The 16,823-nt window shown below is 36.5% G+C and carries 12 protein-coding genes and 2 pseudogenes; 7 read left to right on the top strand and 7 right to left on the bottom strand.

Annotation, left to right across the window (positions count from 1 at the left end; genetic code table 11):
* Positions 1 to 3: 3 nt before the first annotated feature.
* Positions 4 to 1,218, top strand: a complete 1,215-nt coding sequence (locus OVA16_RS16675) for an aminotransferase class I/II-fold pyridoxal phosphate-dependent enzyme (protein WP_267761745.1) — start codon at positions 4 to 6, stop codon at positions 1,216 to 1,218.
* Positions 1,219 to 1,315: 97 nt separating this feature from the next.
* Complete coding sequence (locus OVA16_RS16670; protein WP_267761741.1) at positions 1,316 to 1,678, top strand: response regulator; 363 nt, start codon at positions 1,316 to 1,318, stop codon at positions 1,676 to 1,678.
* Positions 1,679 to 2,286: 608 nt separating this feature from the next.
* Here the strand turns inward: OVA16_RS16670 and OVA16_RS16665 are convergent.
* From OVA16_RS16665 to OVA16_RS16655, 3 genes are all read right to left on the bottom strand, one after another.
* Positions 2,287 to 3,327 (bottom strand): PAS domain-containing sensor histidine kinase, encoded by a 1,041-nt coding sequence (locus OVA16_RS16665; protein WP_267765416.1) that lies wholly within the window; start codon positions 3,325 to 3,327, stop codon positions 2,287 to 2,289.
* A gap of 28 nt (positions 3,328 to 3,355) precedes the next feature.
* The gene (locus tag OVA16_RS16660; protein WP_267761738.1) at positions 3,356 to 4,051 is read right to left on the bottom strand and encodes a LytR/AlgR family response regulator transcription factor; all 696 of its coding nucleotides are present in this window, start codon (positions 4,049 to 4,051) and stop codon (positions 3,356 to 3,358) included.
* Positions 4,052 to 4,887: 836 nt separating this feature from the next.
* Positions 4,888 to 5,148, bottom strand: a complete 261-nt coding sequence (locus OVA16_RS16655) for a hypothetical protein (RefSeq protein WP_267761736.1) — start codon at positions 5,146 to 5,148, stop codon at positions 4,888 to 4,890.
* 76 nt (positions 5,149 to 5,224) lie between these two features.
* Here OVA16_RS16655 and OVA16_RS16650 point away from each other — a divergent pair, with 76 nt between their 5' ends.
* The gene (locus OVA16_RS16650; protein ID WP_267761733.1) at positions 5,225 to 6,631 is read left to right on the top strand and encodes an exonuclease domain-containing protein; all 1,407 of its coding nucleotides are present in this window, start codon (positions 5,225 to 5,227) and stop codon (positions 6,629 to 6,631) included.
* 81 nt (positions 6,632 to 6,712) lie between these two features.
* On the top strand, positions 6,713 to 6,943 hold the full coding sequence (locus tag OVA16_RS16645) for a hypothetical protein (RefSeq protein ID WP_267761731.1): 231 nt from the start codon (positions 6,713 to 6,715) through the stop codon (positions 6,941 to 6,943).
* A 30-nt stretch (positions 6,944 to 6,973) separates the two neighbouring features.
* Here OVA16_RS16645 and OVA16_RS16640 read toward each other — a convergent pair whose 3' ends face one another.
* The 4 genes and pseudogenes from OVA16_RS16640 to OVA16_RS16625 all read right to left on the bottom strand — a co-directional run bounded on the left by OVA16_RS16640 (position 6,974) and on the right by OVA16_RS16625 (position 10,680).
* Positions 6,974 to 7,807, bottom strand: a complete 834-nt coding sequence (locus OVA16_RS16640; protein WP_267761729.1) for an ATP-binding protein — start codon at positions 7,805 to 7,807, stop codon at positions 6,974 to 6,976.
* A 143-nt stretch (positions 7,808 to 7,950) separates the two neighbouring features.
* Positions 7,951 to 8,904: an MlaD family protein gene (locus OVA16_RS16635; protein ID WP_267761726.1), complete on the bottom strand. Its 954-nt coding sequence runs from the start codon at positions 8,902 to 8,904 to the stop codon at positions 7,951 to 7,953.
* A gap of 68 nt (positions 8,905 to 8,972) precedes the next feature.
* Positions 8,973 to 9,743, bottom strand: a complete 771-nt coding sequence (locus OVA16_RS16630) for an N-acetylmuramoyl-L-alanine amidase family protein (protein WP_267761723.1) — start codon at positions 9,741 to 9,743, stop codon at positions 8,973 to 8,975.
* Between the two features lie 32 nt (positions 9,744 to 9,775).
* Positions 9,776 to 10,680 (bottom strand): annotated as a pseudogene (locus tag OVA16_RS16625) (N-acetylmuramoyl-L-alanine amidase family protein).
* Between the two features lie 182 nt (positions 10,681 to 10,862).
* Here OVA16_RS16625 and OVA16_RS20295 point away from each other — a divergent pair.
* From OVA16_RS20295 to OVA16_RS16605, 3 genes and pseudogenes are all read left to right on the top strand, one after another.
* Positions 10,863 to 13,420, top strand: a pseudogene (locus tag OVA16_RS20295) (putative LPS assembly protein LptD).
* Between the two features lie 80 nt (positions 13,421 to 13,500).
* Complete coding sequence (locus OVA16_RS16610; RefSeq protein ID WP_267761717.1) at positions 13,501 to 14,754, top strand: competence/damage-inducible protein A; 1,254 nt, start codon at positions 13,501 to 13,503, stop codon at positions 14,752 to 14,754.
* Between the two features lie 131 nt (positions 14,755 to 14,885).
* The gene (locus OVA16_RS16605; protein ID WP_267761714.1) at positions 14,886 to 16,238 is read left to right on the top strand and encodes a dihydrolipoamide acetyltransferase family protein; all 1,353 of its coding nucleotides are present in this window, start codon (positions 14,886 to 14,888) and stop codon (positions 16,236 to 16,238) included.
* Positions 16,239 to 16,823: the final 585 nt, after the last annotated feature.

The raw sequence follows: 16,823 nt of genomic DNA, 5'->3' as shown, positions 1-16,823 counted from the left end.
GATATGGAACAATCGTTAAAAAGTAAGATTTGGTTAAGCTCTCCACACATGTCTGGAAACGAGTTAACCTACATTGAAGAAGCTTTTCGCTGTAATTGGGTAGCGCCCGTTGGGCCACACATTGATGTTTTTGAGAAAGATCTGTGTGATTATACCGGCGCAGCACACTCGGCAGTTTTAAGCTCAGGTACGGCGGCCATACATTTGGGGCTATCGCTACTTGGTGTACAAGCAGAAGATTATGTGCTCACGCAAAGCCTAACTTTTGTGGCATCTGCAAATCCAATCAAATATTTGGGTGCAACCCCAGTATTTATCGATTCTGAAACCGATACCTGGAACATGTGTCCGGTGCAATTAGAGCGTGCCATATTGGCTTGCTTAAAAGGCGAAATTCGTGGCCCAAAAGGAAAAGGCGAACCTAAATTGCCAAAAGCAATTATTCCTGTGCATCTTTATGGCATGCCTGCAAATATGGAAGCCATTATGGAAGTGGCCAATAGATACGGCATACCAGTATTAGAAGATGCTGCCGAAGCCTTAGGTAGTACCTTTGCAAACCAGTATTGCGGAGCTATAGGCAAGTGCGGTGTAATTAGCTTTAACGGAAACAAAATTATAACAACTAGTTCGGGCGGTGCTTTAATTAGCAATAGCGAAGAACTAATTAAAAATGCAAAATTCTTAGCAACACAAGCTAAAGACGTAGCACAGCATTACGAGCATTCGCAAGTTGGCTACAATTACAGGTTAAGTAATGTGCTTGCCGGCGTAGGTATTGGCCAACTCGAAGTAATTGATGATAGGGTAGCAGCCAGAAGAAGTAATTTTGAGTTTTATAAAGCTTATTTTAGTGATATTGATGGCGTAGAAGTGCTAGAAGAACCTAATTCTAATTACTTTTCTAACAGATGGTTAACTACCATTAAAATTTCTTCTGAAAGAGCAATGGGAATTACTAGAGACGATGTAATGGCTGCACTAGCTTTCGATAACATAGAATCTAGACCTATTTGGAAACCAATGCACATGCAGCCGCTTTACAGCCAATATCCATATTTTGGCAGCGGTGTTTCAGAAGATATTTTTGAAACTGGTTTGTGTTTGCCTAGCGGGAGCAACCTTTCTGCGGCAGATTTGTTAAGGATCTCTAACGTGTTCGACGAATTGTTCCAAAACTGCAGGTACGACCAAAGAAAAATTGCAGTAAATTTTTAGAAATATCAAGTATTTTGCCTCCTCAAAAAAATATATCTTTGCATCTGTTTGGGTGTTTTTGATTATTTTTTTGAGGAGAGATAAGGAGTTTAAAGAAATGAATAATATTAAGGTTCTACTTGTAGAAGATGATATGGCAGTGCGACTACATATCAATAGCGTACTTTCTAAAAATTTTTGTGAAGTTACCATGGCTAGCGATGGGGAAGAGGCAATTGAAAAGCACCTAAGCCAGAAAGCGCAATTTGATGTGATTATTACCGACATCATGATGCCCAAATTAAACGGTTTGGAACTGCTACAGTATGCCAGAAAAGAAGGTTACGAAAATACTAAAATGATAGGCATGACCTCTGGTTTTTCTAGTTACTTAGGCTCGCTTACTACAGAAAAGTTTGATTTATTGCTAACCAAACCTGTAGATTTCGAACACTTGCTAAAAGAAATTCAGGCAGTTTAGATTTTTGTGAAATTTTTGCTCGCTCGGCATTATGCACAATCAAAATGAAATAAAGTTACCGCTTCACGGTTTAATACTTATTTCCATTCCTATTGTTATCCTAATATCTTCTCCGATAGTAGGGAAAGCTCTTTGTATTTTTTAGAACACTCTGTCCCAGTACACCTAATTTGCAATCTCGAAGTCCTATCACAGGGTTGTTAATTAGGAGTGTTCGAAGCAAGAAATGTCTTTTAAGTTAGCACGATCTTTCGGCGGGGACGCCAACAAATAATAGGTTTCGAACACTACTAGTTGTTAATTCGAAACTTGAACTAAAAACCTCAGTTCGGTTATTGTTTTTGAGTTTTTAAAACTAATACTACACCCCGCATTCCTGTCTTTTAGAGGGTTGCTCGAAGGCCGGGCTATTTTATAGACAGGAAAAGCTGATGTTATTGATATTAATTTTACCGAACCCAGGTTAAAAAGTATTGTAGAGCTAAAATAGCAACATTACGGCGTATTAAAAAGTGCAAGTTAATCCCCAAAACTAGCATTATCTTAATTATAGCGCTAGCTTTGGGTAACCTGTCTCATCCCAATAAAAGCTTCTTATTTTGGTAAACTTACTTTAAAAAGCTGCCCTTATCTATTGTACTCTTTAAGGTAACCTTAGCATCAAGCATAGAGGCACATTCTTTCACTATAGAAAGCCCAAGGCCAAAACCTGTAAGTTCAGAAGTTCTACTAGATCGGTAAAACTGGTCAAAAACTTTATCTTTTTCTAATGGATTTACCCCAACACCATTATCTTTTACAGAAACATCAACCTGTAATTTCCCCACCTCTATTAATACCTGTATTTTGGTTTTATCTGGCTTAGAATATTTAATGGCATTTTCAATTAAGTTTTTAAAAATGTGGTGCAATAAAATCTTATTAGAGTTAATGTATAAGATATCTTCTTTACACTTTATTTTAATTTTTGCCTGGTCTGCATCAGAAAAACTATCATTGATCAAAGTGCTTATAAAAGTAATTAAATCGAAGCTAGACAAGGTTACATCTTGGTTTTGTGCCTTGGTTTTCTCCATGGTAAGGAGCTCGTTAACGATCTCATTTAACCGATTTAATTGTGTATGTATTTTTTCTATATGTCTTTCAACATTTGGTTTTACAATATGCGGATCATCTTGTATATAAAAACTTAGCAGCTCTAAGCTACTCGAAATTGTAGCAAGTGGATTTTTAAGCTCATGCGACGCCATTGAAATTAACTTAGACTTGTTTTCGTTAATCTCTTTTTCCTTTTTTAAGGCTGCCTCTAGTTCTTTTTTAAGATTTTCTCTAATATCTACATCTCTTAAAATGCCAAGATATCGATCTACCTTGTCATTTAACAATATAGGTTTAATTAAAGATTCTAATAATATCTTTTCAGTTTTGTTTTTTGGCCTAAAGGCCAAAATTTGTGGTTCGCTTACTCTTAATGGTTCTTCTACTGCAAAAATATCCTCCATTTTTTTTCCAACTATTTCGAAAAGTTCGTAGCCCAACAATCTTTTAACCGATGGGGAAATGTACAGGATAGAAAAATCGCAATTAAAAAGAACGATAAGATCTTTTGTATTGTTCGTGATCAGCTCAAATAATTTGGCCGACTCAATAATGTTAGAGTTGATAAGACGTATTTTTTTAGTTGCTGAACAATTCTTTAAGTGACTTAAAGTAGCCTCTTCTCACTGGTACTATACTATCGTTGATTTTTACTCCTTTACTGTTAAAAGAAGAAATATGATCAAGATTAACCAAGTAAGATTTGTGTACTCTTAAAAATTTATTAGAAGGTAACTGTTCTTCGATATTTTTAAGTATGGCCCTAATTAGGTAGTTCTTTTTGGCAGTAACAATCTTTGTGTAAAGCCCGTCTGCCTCGGCAATTAAAATGTTTTTAAATTCTATAGGTATTAAATAACCTTTATCTCTTACATGCAGTGTATCTTTTCCGCTGGTAGGTGGGGTTACAAATTTATCGTTAAGCGCCAAGAAAATAGTGGTCTTTAAGATCTGACGATTAAATGGTTTTACAATGTAACCGCTATGCTTTATAGATTTTACCTGTTGTAGCAACTGCTCGTCTGTGTAGGCAGAACAAAATATGATTGGAATATCATAAGTGCTAGAAATTGTTCTTCCAAGTTCTATCCCTGTTTCTTCGCCTTTCAGCAAAATATCTAATATTACTAAATCAACAGGGTTTTCATTTAAGAACAGCAAACAACTCTTAAAATTATTAAAGATACCAGCAACCTGATATCCTAAGAGTGAAACCAATTCGGCTATGTTGTTAGCCAATTCTGGTTCGTCTTCTACTATTACAATCTTTCGCATAAATCTATCTTTGTCTGGTGTAATAAAAAATAATTTGTAGGCATAGATAGATGATGTGAAATTAGGTTATTTATTGTAACTGGCTAATCATACTTTAATGATAAGCTATGAAATGAATAAAATTGATAATTAAGTGTAGTTTTTTGGTGCTTTGTTTTCTCGTATATAAACTCTTAACTGTACTTTGTTTACTTTTTGTGATTTTATTCTCTCATTTCTCTTGTTTTTTTTGGTTTATGCAAAAATATTTTTCTTAACTCAAAAACCACTACTTTAATTGTGATTAGTATTCCTAAAAGTTGTGATTTTAGTCACTTTTATATTGCGTGATTTTTACTATAGTTTATTTTAATGGACGTTAATTCTTGAGAGTTAATTTTTTACTTATGCAACCTTAGCCGCAAAAGTTATGTCTTACAGAAAATTAGTATAGATAGCCCTTTATGAAGTGGGGTTAATTAATAATAATTGCTGTAAAGTAAATAGAGAAGGTTTATTAAGAGAGGGCTAAGGTACGAAAACGAAAAACATTAGTGTTAATGTTTTGCAGAATATTTTGTGGTAACTTTGTATTCTAAAAAGAAGTGCGTAAAAACAGCGTTAAAACTCTATTGTTTGTTTATGGTGTTCTTTTTGTGTTTTTATGCTAATTTATTTAAAGAGAATTTGTAGATATTGAAATATTATCAATTACAAAAAGATATATAGGCTGATGTAATTGGTAAGTAATGAATAAAGAAAATTTCATCACTTGGTTACATTTAAATGTTAATTGAGCAGCTGCAATAATTTTATAAGAACTGAAAAGCTAAAAGGGTTTTTATTTTCAGCCTTCACTAAGGCATACTTACATCAGATAGTTGTACAATATTCTCAAAACTACACAGCGCCACTCGCGGAAAATCCATGAACTTTTTAGTAATTAGTTTTGTGCTAGTTTGATAAATAGCGAGGCCGTTTTCAAACAGTTTGTTTAACGCTTGATTATCTGGTTCGCCTTGCGACAAATTTTGCAAAAGCATTTTTTCAGAATTGTCTTCGGGTATCAGCTCAATACGTACAGTAGTAGGCGAGATGCGCATGTAATGGTACTTCATAATAATCAGGCTAAAATAGTAAAAAATAACAAACTAAAAACTTGTTTTTGCTAATTTTTTTAGTAATATTTGCGTAATGGGTTTAGCTACAAAAAAGAACATTTCTAATTCAACTGAAACAAAGTATGCAATTGTTGATATTGAAACTACCGGTGGTAGTGTTTCTGGTAGTAGAATTACCGAAGTAGCTATTTTGTTACATGATGGTAATAAGGTGGTTAGCCGTTGGTCTAGCTTGATCAACCCTGAAATGGAAATCCCGCTTCATATTACAGCATTAACAGGTATTGATGATGAAATGGTTGCGAAAGCTCCTATTTTTGCCGAGGTAGCTGAAAAAATTTATTCGTTATTAAAGGACAAAATTTTTGTAGCCCACAATGTAAATTTTGATTATTCTTTTTTAAGGGCACAGCTGGCCGCTTGTGGTCAACCTTGGGATGCGACTAAGCTATGTACCGTAAGACTGTCTCGCAAATTGCTGCCTGGCCTCAATTCTTATAGTCTTGGCAAATTATGTAGCCAAGTTGGGATAAATTTGAAAGATCGGCACCGTGCCATGGGCGATGCTTTGGCTACGGCAGAACTTTTTTCGATACTTATAGAAAAGGATACTGAAGGCCTGATTGCCGGAATGGTGCGTAAAGTTTCTCCAGAACAAAGACTACCTTCTAATGTGCCCACCACCGATTTTGCGGCTTTACCCGAATGCCCTGGCGTTTATTACTTTCACGATCAAAAGGGAAAGGTAATTTACGTGGGTAAGGCCATAAACTTGAAGAAAAGGGTAGCTTCTCATTTTACGGGTAACAATACCACTCTACGTAGGCAAAATTTCCTTAATGATATTTATCATATCTCTTTTGAGCGCTGCGGTTCAGAACTGATGGCTTTGCTGTTAGAATGTACCGAAATCCAGAAACATTGGCCCATACACAATCGTGCGCTCAAACGTTTTGAGGCTAAATTTGGTTTGTATCACTATGTGGCTGTTAGTGGCTATAGCTACTTAGCAGTTGGCAAATTACCCAAACAACAACATTGTTTAAAAGCGTTTGATAACGAAGCCGAAGCGGTTAGCTTTTTAGCTGATAAAAGCCGTTATTTTGAAATAGATAATCGGTTTTGCAGGTATGGCAATGCTAGTGTGTTCTATACAGATCTTCCTTTACCAAACATTGAACAGCATAATTTAAACGTAGAGAAATTCTTGAGCGAACTAGATGAAAGCGTACAGCAATTTGCGTTGATGTTGGATGGAAGAGACCAAAATGAGAAAGGAATTGTTTGGGTAGAAAATGGAAAGGTTTACGGTATGGGATATTTGGATGAAAGTATGGGGCAAGATATGGAACAAATTAAAGAAAGTTTAACGAGGTGTAAGAGTAATTACTATATGCTCAAGTTAGTTATTGGATTTGCTGACAGATATCCTCATCGAGTTTTATATCCAGCAATTAATGATCACAGACAGCTAGCCTAATTAGCTACATTTAGAGGGTAGGTAACCTTTTGTTTATTTATACTTAACATTAAGTTAACATTGCTGCGCTACCTTTAACTTATGAATTATCCAGTATTTATTTTCCATGAGTTAGTGCTCCGCTTCTCTTACATTAATCGTCAGGTTGGTAGGTATATTTCTAGCACTATTGAAGGTGGTAATATTCTGATAAAAACCACCAGCGGTAAAATTGCCATAGCGCAAGAATTGTTAGAAAAGCAATACCGTAATCCAAGTGAGATTTCTGTAGATCAGCTAAGAGAACTGGCATCAGGTTTTCAGGCCGAGTAATTTTAAACTGTAGCTACAGTAGTTATTTGTTTATTTTAATTGATAAGCAATAACACTATTTTGGTTGAAAGTAGGGATGTAGATGATCCTGTCTTTAGGATTATAACCTAAATCTGCGGTATTCATTTTTCCTTGCACATCTTGTAATTTATAGATGGTGCCATCTGCTTTAACGTGATAAATAATTCCAGCCCAACAAGTGGCAATAAATTCGCCGTTTCCAATAGGCTCTAGCCCATCGCCAACTTTTTCAAATCCTTTAGCTACAACGGTTATTTTCTTTTTAGCATTTATTTTCCAGAGTTCTGTTCCTGCTAAAACAAATAGGTGTTTATTTATACATTTTAATCCATTGGCACTGCTTACGTTTTCTAAGTAAAGTGAATAACTATTGTTCTTAACCTGGTATATTTTATTTGTTCGGGTATCAGAAATATATAAAGTTCCTTTATCGTCCACGGTAACATCGTTTAAAAATACGGCACCATCTATTTCTAGTTTACTGATTATTTTCCCAGTGCGAATATCCACACTTATTACTGCAGTAATATCTGCAATGTATAAGGTGTTTTTGTAGATGGCCAATCCCTTTGGGGCATTTAATCCGGTAACCCATTCGGGGTTTTTCATTGAGCCATCTAAATTTAAAATAGCTACACCGCCTTTACTATCCTTTACATTTCCGGCACCATCTATTAAACTAACGTACAATTCTTTGGTATCGCCTCTGTATAATACAGATTCTGGGATAGGCAAGCTTTGGTTAGCTTCCCAAATTGGAGCTGATAATTTAATTTGTGATTTAACCCTTGTAAATGCTATTGTACTTATTGTAAATGCTGCTAAAAATATACTGGTTCTCATTAACGTAAAGATAGGAAATGGATTAGAAGGTAACAGTAAAAATGACGTTAGGTTTGTGTTTAAAAACGGTTTAAAGAAATCACTCAACAAAAAAGCGAAGAACTAATTCGTCCTTCGCTTCCTGCTATCTTAAAATATTTTAATTATTTATCTTTCTTATTACCGCCACCAAATACAGAGAAATGTACGTAACGTTTAGGATTTGCTTTTAGATCAATCATTAAAGCATCTAAATTTTTAGAAGCATTATTCAAATTGTCGTACATCTGTCTGTCGTTAAGTAAAGCCCCCAAAGTTCCTTTGCCATTTTTTACATCGCTTAGCATCCCCTGCAAGTCTGCCATTGCTTTATTGGCATTGTTAACTGTTTCTTCAAAATTAAGTGCCGCCACCTTATCGGTAACTTTGTTTAAGTTGTTCATTACGGCATCTATTTTAGCACTGTTGTTTTTAAAGTTAGCCGTAATTGCTTCTACGTTGCTTAAAATAGCCGAAAGTTTTGAACTTTCAGAGCCAACTAAGGCATCCACTTTTTTTGAAGTAGACTCTAAAGAACTTAAAGTACCTGCAATACTGGTAAAACTTTTATCTATATTTTTCTGTAGGTTGGGATTTAATATCGTGTTAACGCTAGATAGTATAGAGTCCATTTTGGTAATAATCAGCTCCGCTTTCTTTTGCACGGGCTGAAATGTTTCCATTAAACCTTTCTGTACATTGGTTTCCAGAAAATCTCCATCTTGGGCAAAATTTTTATCATTACCTAAGGTTAAAATAATGGCCTTACTACCTAATAAATCTGTTCCCTCTAAACGAGCAATGGTGTTTCTAGGAATTTCATACTTGCCATTAATTTTTAGCGTAGCTTTAATGGTTGCATCTGGTTGCAACTCTAGCGCAGCAACCCTACCAATTTGGTAACCGTTAATTAAAATTGGCTTAGAAACAGTTAAGCCATCTACTTGCGAGTATTTAGCATACAAAACTGTTTCGTTTGTGAAAATACTATTACCCTTTAAGAAATTATATCCAATAATGAGCAGGGCTATGGCAACAGCGGCTAATACACCTACTTTGGTTTCGTTTTTGATTTTCATTTATGTTGTAGCGATGTTTTAATAGTAAAGAATATGGGTAACGTAAATTTTTGGAGCAGTTTTAAAATTTAATTTTCTACTTCTTTTTTATATTGTTTTACAGCATTTACTATCGCCATCACTATTTCTTCTTGGCCTTCGTCAGAGTTAATGTATTTCTCTTCTTCTTTGTTAGATATAAAACCAATTTCTGTAAGTACCGATGGCATGGCTGCACGCTGTAATATTAGCAATCCTTGCTCTTTAACACCTCTGTTTACTCTTTTGTTTACTTCTGTGTAATTTTTTTGGATATAGCTAGCCAAAGCTAAGCTTTTTGAACGGTAAAGAGATTTATAGAGTGATAATAAAATAGCTTCTTCTGGATCTGTTGGGTCGTTTTGTTTTTTATAGTTTTTATCTTTGATGATTTCTTCGTTTTCCTTTAATCCGGCGTCCATCTCGTTAATACGTCTGTAAGCGCCTACAAAAGTTTCGGTACCACGTACATGTGCATTTCCAGGAGGCATAGAGTTACAGTGTATCGAGATAAAAAGGTCAGCCTTTGCATCGTTAGCTATTTCTGCTCTGCGGTACCAATCTACATCAACATCTGTTTTACGGGTTTGTATAATCTTTATGCCAGGCAGTTCTTCTTGCAGTTTGTTGCCCAATTTTAATGCCACTTTCAAAGCCACGTCTTTTTCCCAAGAGTAGGCACCTTTGGCTCCGGGTTTCCCGCCTCCGTGGCCAGCATCAACTACTATGGTTTTAATTTTATAGCCTTGTGCATTAGCGTTAAATGAAAATAGTATCGTAGATAAAAAAATAAGGTATATAAAAGTGTTTTTTAATCGCATTGATGTGTGTTTTCTGCAAAAATACAAAATATTTAAAGTTCTATACTCATTTTATATGCCTGAATAGCTTTTAGTAAGCAATTTGTTATTTCAATTTGGCCAGCTTCAGAGTTCATGTAGTCTTCTTCGCTCGGGTTAGAGATAAAGCCAATTTCGGTAAGTACCGCCGGCATACCCGCTCTGGCCAATACGGCTAAACTTTTTTCTTGCACGCCTCTGTTAATCCTACCAACGGCTACATATTGGTCTTGAATGTATTTTGCAAATTTTAAGCTTTGTGTTCTAAAGCTGTTTTTCATTAAGGATAAAATGATGGCGCTTTCGGGATCGTTGTTGTCAAATCCTTCGTAGTTTTCTTTGTAATTTTCCTCTAAAAATATCGATGCGTTTTCTCTTTTAATCGCTTCGTCTTGTTCGTCTAACCTACCGCTACCCGAAACAAAGGTCTCTGTGCCTTTGGTAGAAATACTTTTGCATGCCTAGTTTTATAGATAGGAACTTTTTTGCCTTTTTTATTTCTAGTATAGCCACTAATGTAACGTTGTGTAAACACCGGCATATCATTACAATGTATTGATATAAATAAGTCTGCACCAACTTGGTTGGCAAGCCCAATTCTTTCATAAAGAGGCACAAAAACATCTTCGGTACGGGTATAAACAACCTTTACGTCTTTCATATTTTCTTCAATGAGCTTACCTAAACGTAGCGCAGTTTTTAGTGCAACGTCTTTTTCTGTAGAGTAAGCGCCTCTGGTTGTACCATCTTTACCTCCGTGGCCAGCATCTAACACAATTGTTTTTATTTTATATTCTTGTGCAATTGCTTGATTATCAATAGGTAAAAGTAGAGTTAAAGAAATTAATAGTATCAATATTCGTTTTGCTCTAGTCAATGGTATATTTTTCATTAATTTTGAACGTTTTGTGGTAAACATTATTGCAAAATAAACATTCACACACAAATTTGAAACTTTTAAATACACTCATTTTTTCAACGTTTTTTGTGTTGTTGGCCTTATCGGCTGATAATAAAGTTTTTGCATCCAGTAACGCTAGCTTTTTTCAAACGCTGCCTCGGCAAACAGATAGTGTTAAAAGAGACACTACCAAAAAGGTAATGAAAAAAAGTAGCCTAGATTCTAAGCTAGAATACTATGCAAAAGACTCGGTAGTATTAGACCGCAAAAACGAAGTGCAGTATTTATACGGCGGAGCGAGGGTTAAATACGAAGGTTTAGAGTTAGATGCAGAATTTATCACGTTCGATAACAAGAACAAAGTGATATTTGCCAGCGGAACCAAAGACGAAAAAGGGAAATATTACGGTAGGCCAATCTTTAAAACAGAAGGACAAGGCTCGTCAATGGCTGATTCGTTAAGGTACAATACCGAAACTGGAAAAGGTTTAGTTAGTGGCGTTTTTACCGAACAAGAAGGCGGTTTCTTCTCTGGCGGTAAAACTAAGATGCAACCAGATAACGAATTTCACGTTCACGGTACCACTTTTAGTACCTGTAATTTGCCACATCCGCATTTTGGGATACAAATTTCTAAGGGTATAGCTACAGAAAACCATATCATTGCTGGACCAGTGTTTATGAAGTTTGAAGATATTCCGATGCCGCTAGGTTTACCTTTCTTATTTTTTCCAAAACCTAATAAAAAGGCATCGGGTTTTATTTTACCTACCCCACAAGAAGACGCCACCAAAGGTTTTGCTTTAATGGGTGGGGGCTATTACATGGCTTTTAACGATTATTTAGATGCTCGTTTAATTGGTAATATTTACACCAATGGCTCTTACGATTTGAACTTGGTTTCTAACTACACAAAAAGATATAAATATAACGGCAATCTTAACTTTACCTATTCTAGTACACGTAATGGTTTAGAGGGCACACCAGAATTCGAGCCGCAAAAAACTTTTATGTTAGGTTGGTCGCATAGCCAGGGTGCCAATGCCAGGCCAGGAACTACCTTTAGTGCTTCTGTAAATGCGGGCTCTAGTGCACACAACCAAGTTACTGCTGGTAACGGTACCTATGATCCTACTAGGATATTGCAAAACACCATGAGCTCTAGTATTGCCTATGGTAAAGTATTTGGCGATGGACTGTTTAACTTTACTTCGGCCTTAACGCACTCGCAAGAAACGCAGAACAAAACCATCAGCTTAACTTTACCAGATGTGGCTTTGAATATGTCTACCATAAGCCCATTCGATTCTAAAAAAGAGTTGGCGAAGCAAAATGGTACCAAAAATTAACGGTTGGCTACAGCATGAACGCCTATAACCGAGTAAATACAACAGAAGATGTGCTGTTTTCTAAAAGTGGTTTAAACGCATTTACCAATAGTTTTGATCATAATGTGCCTATCAGTTTGCCGTTTACCTTATTTCAGTACCTAAATTTTTCTTCTAGTGTAAACTATAGCGAAAAATGGGATTTTAAAACCGTTAGAAATAGATACATTAGAAGTTCAGCAGGAACTGGTTACGAGATAAGGCAAGATACCGTAAATGGTTTTAAACGTGGCGGGCAATACAGTTTAAGTACCTCTATGTCTACCAAAATTTACGGTACCAAGCAGTTTAAAGGCAATGGAAGTATCAGGGCAATGCGACACGTAATGACACCGAGTTTGAGCTTTAGCTACCGTCCAGATTTTGCTAAAGAGAGCTACGGCTATTACTTGCCAGCGCAATACTATACCGACGATTTGAGGCCTGGAATGAGCCAGCCAACAGGCGAGTTTGTTACCGACCAATTTGGCAAGCCAGTGCTTTATTCGGTGTTTATGAATGGCGGCCCATCGCAAGGTCGTAGCGGAAGTATTGGCTTTTCTATGGATAACAACGTAGAACTGAAAGTTAGAAACCGCAAAGATACCACCGGAACTGGAGAAAGAAAATTGGCCATTTTGCAAGGTTTAACCTTTAATACCAATTACGATTTATTTAGGTTGAATAAAAAACTTGCCCCAATTAACTTTAGTGGCCGTTCGCAGTTTACCGAAAAATTGGGTATCAACTTTAATGGCGTGTTTAGCCCATATTCGGTGGGTTTGGTAGATTATACCACAGGTTCTGGTGCAAATACGGTAACCACTTCTTCTTATCAAGAATTAGATAGATACGTTTGGAAAGATGGAAAACTACCAAGGTTAACCAATTTTGGTTTCTCTTTTGATTACAGTTTAAATCCAGAAGCTTTTAAAAAACGTAATGAAAACATCGATAACCTGAATAACCAAAATGCTCCAGCAACCAGAACGCAAGAGCAGATAGACCAATTAAATGCCATAAGTAGAGATCCAAATGCTTTCGTAGATTTTAATATTCCTTGGAATTTCTCTTTCAATTACAGATTTGATTATTCTAACACTTTAGGAAGGCCTGAAACCAGAAATGTTACCAATACACTAAATTTTAGTGGCGATTTTAATCTTACCCCAAAGTGGAAAATTCAATACACTTCAGGCTACGATTTTAAGGCTAAAAACTTATCGCAAACCAACTTTGCTATTTACAGAGATCTACATTGTTGGGATTTGAGCGCAACTTGGGTACCTTTTGGCGCCTATCAAAGTTATTCGATAGATATCAGAGTAAAAGCATCAGTTTTACAAGATTTAAAATTAAGCAAGCGTAAAGGTTTTTATACGAGGTATTAACAGTCGGTAAGTTTGACGTCCGAAGTCCGATGATTAAGAGCTCAATCGTAATTCGTAAATCTAAAATCTAAAATTAAAATATGTTAGCAGAAATTATAACCATTGGCGATGAAATTCTGATTGGTCAAATTGTGGATACCAACTCTGCCTGGATGGGAGTAGAGCTGAATAAAATTGGTGTTAAGGTTAAACAAATTACCTCTATTTCTGACGATGCCAATCATATCATTAGCGCATTAAACGAAGCACAGCAACGTGCAGATATCATTTTAATTACCGGCGGTTTAGGCCCTACTAAAGACGATATTACCAAGCACACTTTAGCGAAGTATTTTAATATGCCTTTAAGGCTAGACGAACCCACTTTAGCGCATGTAAAAGCATTTTTCGAAAAGCTTAACCGACCAATGATTGATGTAAACATTAAACAAGCCGAAGTGCCCGACGGTTGTACCGTAATTAAAAATGAAAATGGTACGGCGCCTTGTATGTGGTTTGAGCACAATGGAAAAATCATTGTTTCTATGCCTGGAGTACCGTTTGAGATGAAGTATTTGATGACGGAAGAAGTTATTCCTCGTATTCAGCAGCGTTTCGAAATGCCTTTTATCGTTCATCAAAGTATACTAACCGCGGGTTTAGGAGAATCTTTCTTGGCGGCACAAATAGCAGATATAGAAGAAGCTTTACCATTGTACATTAAATTGGCTTATTTGCCAAAATTAGGACAGGTAAGATTAAGATTAAGTGCTACTGGTACTGATAAGGCTGTTTTATTGGCCGAAGTAGCTTTGTTTACGCAAAAAATTGTAAATCGTATAAAAAAATACGTGGTGCTTACCGAAGATTTGCCTTTCGAAAAAGCAATTTTAAATTTAATGGGTAAACACAATTTGACTTTGTCGTTAGCCGAAAGTTGTACTGGTGGATACCTGTCGCACTTATTTACACAACATCCAGGTTCTTCTAAGGTATTTCAAGGTAGTGCCGTTACTTACGCTAATGCTGTAAAGCAAACTATACTTGGTGTTAAAGAAACAACACTGATGGAATTTGGAGCGGTAAGCGAGCAAACAGCAATAGAAATGGCAAATGGAGCAGCGGCCAACTTTAAAACCGATTACGCCATTGCTATTACGGGCATAGCAGGCCCAGATGGTGGCACCGAAGATAAACCTGTTGGAACGGTATGGATAGCAGTAGCAGACCATAAAGGTGCTAAGGCTAAAATGTATAAGTTCGCTAACCAACGTTTTCAAAATATAGAACGCTCGGCAATGGCAGCAATGATGATGTTGTTTATGCAGTTAAAGCAAGATTTAGAGGTTGCCTAATTGTTTAAATTGTTTAATTGTTTAACTGCGAAAGCCGAAAACTGAGAATTGAATACGGCGAACTGCTTTTAATAAAGTATTAAAAAGCGTACTTTTGCCCACATAACCAAATTACATTAATAAAAAAAGATATGGCTCAATACGAATTGTTATTGCCTAAAATGGGGGAGAGTGTTGCCGAAGCGACCATTATTAAATGGACTAAACAGCCTGGAGACCACATTAATTTGGATGATACTATCTTGGAGATTGCTACCGACAAGGTAGATTCGGAAGTGCCGTCGCCAGTAGAAGGTAAATTGGTAAAGCAATTGTTTGCAGCTGATGATGTGGTACAAGTAGGTGCCGTTATTGCAATTATTGAGCTAGCCGATGGCGTTGAAGTAGAAATAAATGCGTCTGTTCCTGAACAAGCTCAAGAACTAAAACCTGAGCCAGTTGCCGAAACCATTCCTGGAATTGCTCAGTTGCCAACTACAGATAGAGCACCTCAAGCAAATGTAGATTTTAAATCTTCGGACAGGTTTTATTCGCCTTTGGTAAAAAATATTGCCAAAGAAGAAGGTTTGTCTATCGAAGAACTAGATAGTATTAAAGGTTCTGGAGCCGATGGCCGTTTAACCAAAGAAGACTTACTGAACCATATACAAGCTAAAAAGGGAGGCTCTACTTCTAGAATTGGCGATACTTTAGCGCAGGCAAGATCTGTTGTAGAGACACCTGTGCAAGAGAAAGCTGCTCAACCCGCTCCAATAGCTGCTAGTGTAAGCGGTGGCGATGAAATTATGGAGATGGACAGAATGCGTAAACTGATTGCCGATCACATGGTAATGAGTAAGCAAACTTCTCCACACGTAACTTCGTTTGTAGAGGCAGATGTAACTAATTTGGTGCTTTGGCGGAATAAGGTGAAAAAGACTTTTGAGCAACGTGAAAATGAGAAGATTACCTTCACGCCAATCTTTGTTGAAGCAGTAGCTAAAGCAATTAAAGACTTTCCTATGATTAACGTTTCTGTGAACGGAACGCAAATCATCAAAAAGAAAGATATCAATATCGGTATGGCGGCGGCATTGCCTTCCGGTAATTTAATTGTGCCGGTAATTAAAAATGCTGATCAATTGAATATCGTAGGTTTAACCAAAGCGGTAAATGATTTGGCTAACAGAGCTCGTATTTCTAAACTTAAGCCAGACGAAACCCAAAATGGAACTTTTACCTTAACTAATGTGGGTTCTTTTGGTAATGTAATGGGTACGCCAATTATTAACCAGCCACAAGTAGCTATTTTAGCAGTTGGTGCCATTAAAAAGAAACCAGCAGTTTTAGAAACCGAACACGGCGATGTAATTGCCATTAGACACATGATGTTCCTTTCGCTTTCTTATGACCATAGAGTGGTTGATGGTTCGTTAGGTGGTTCTTTTGTACGCCGAGTGGCAGATTATTTAGAAAATTGGGACATCAACAGAGAAATTTCTTAACTAGACTTCTATTTGAATGATATAAATCTATCCCGATGAATTTTTTTGTCGGGATTTTTTGTTTTTAGAAAATGAATGTCGGTATTCTATCGGAAGTTGTAGTCCTATTCGCTTTACTTCTCCCGATAAAATCGGGATACGTGCTCGCTACTATCAGGTTTAATTAAGTAAACACTGTGCACTAAAGTCAAGTCAAAAAAACACCCCGCCCGTTGGGCACCCCTCTAAAAGAGGGGAATTTTCATCACGCCAATCCCCTCTTTCAGAGGGGTGGTCGAAGACCGGGGTGTTTTCAACGTATTACAATCTAACTTAAATTGGAACAAAAAATTAGGTTAAATAGACTGGATAGTAGTGGAAACCCCACATCCCGATTTTATATCGGGAGAGGAGTTGTAACGAACAGCCAGACTTTCGGTAAATAGTAGCAATGCTAGTGCTCTTCAAAAAAACTATAGACAAAATGATGCAGGATAGAATGAAAATAAAAATATCTGTGCATCTGTGGCTCAATAAAAAAGGCCTTAAAAGTAAATGCCCAGACATCCATCTGGGCATTTTACCATCAAAACAAAACAATATAAA

Origin of the sequence: Pedobacter sp. SL55 (genome assembly GCF_026625705.1) — a bacterium.
Lineage (GTDB): Bacteria > Bacteroidota > Bacteroidia > Sphingobacteriales > Sphingobacteriaceae > Pedobacter.
Note: the sequence above shows the minus strand (reverse complement) of the source record. Positions and strands in the feature narration are given on the sequence as shown.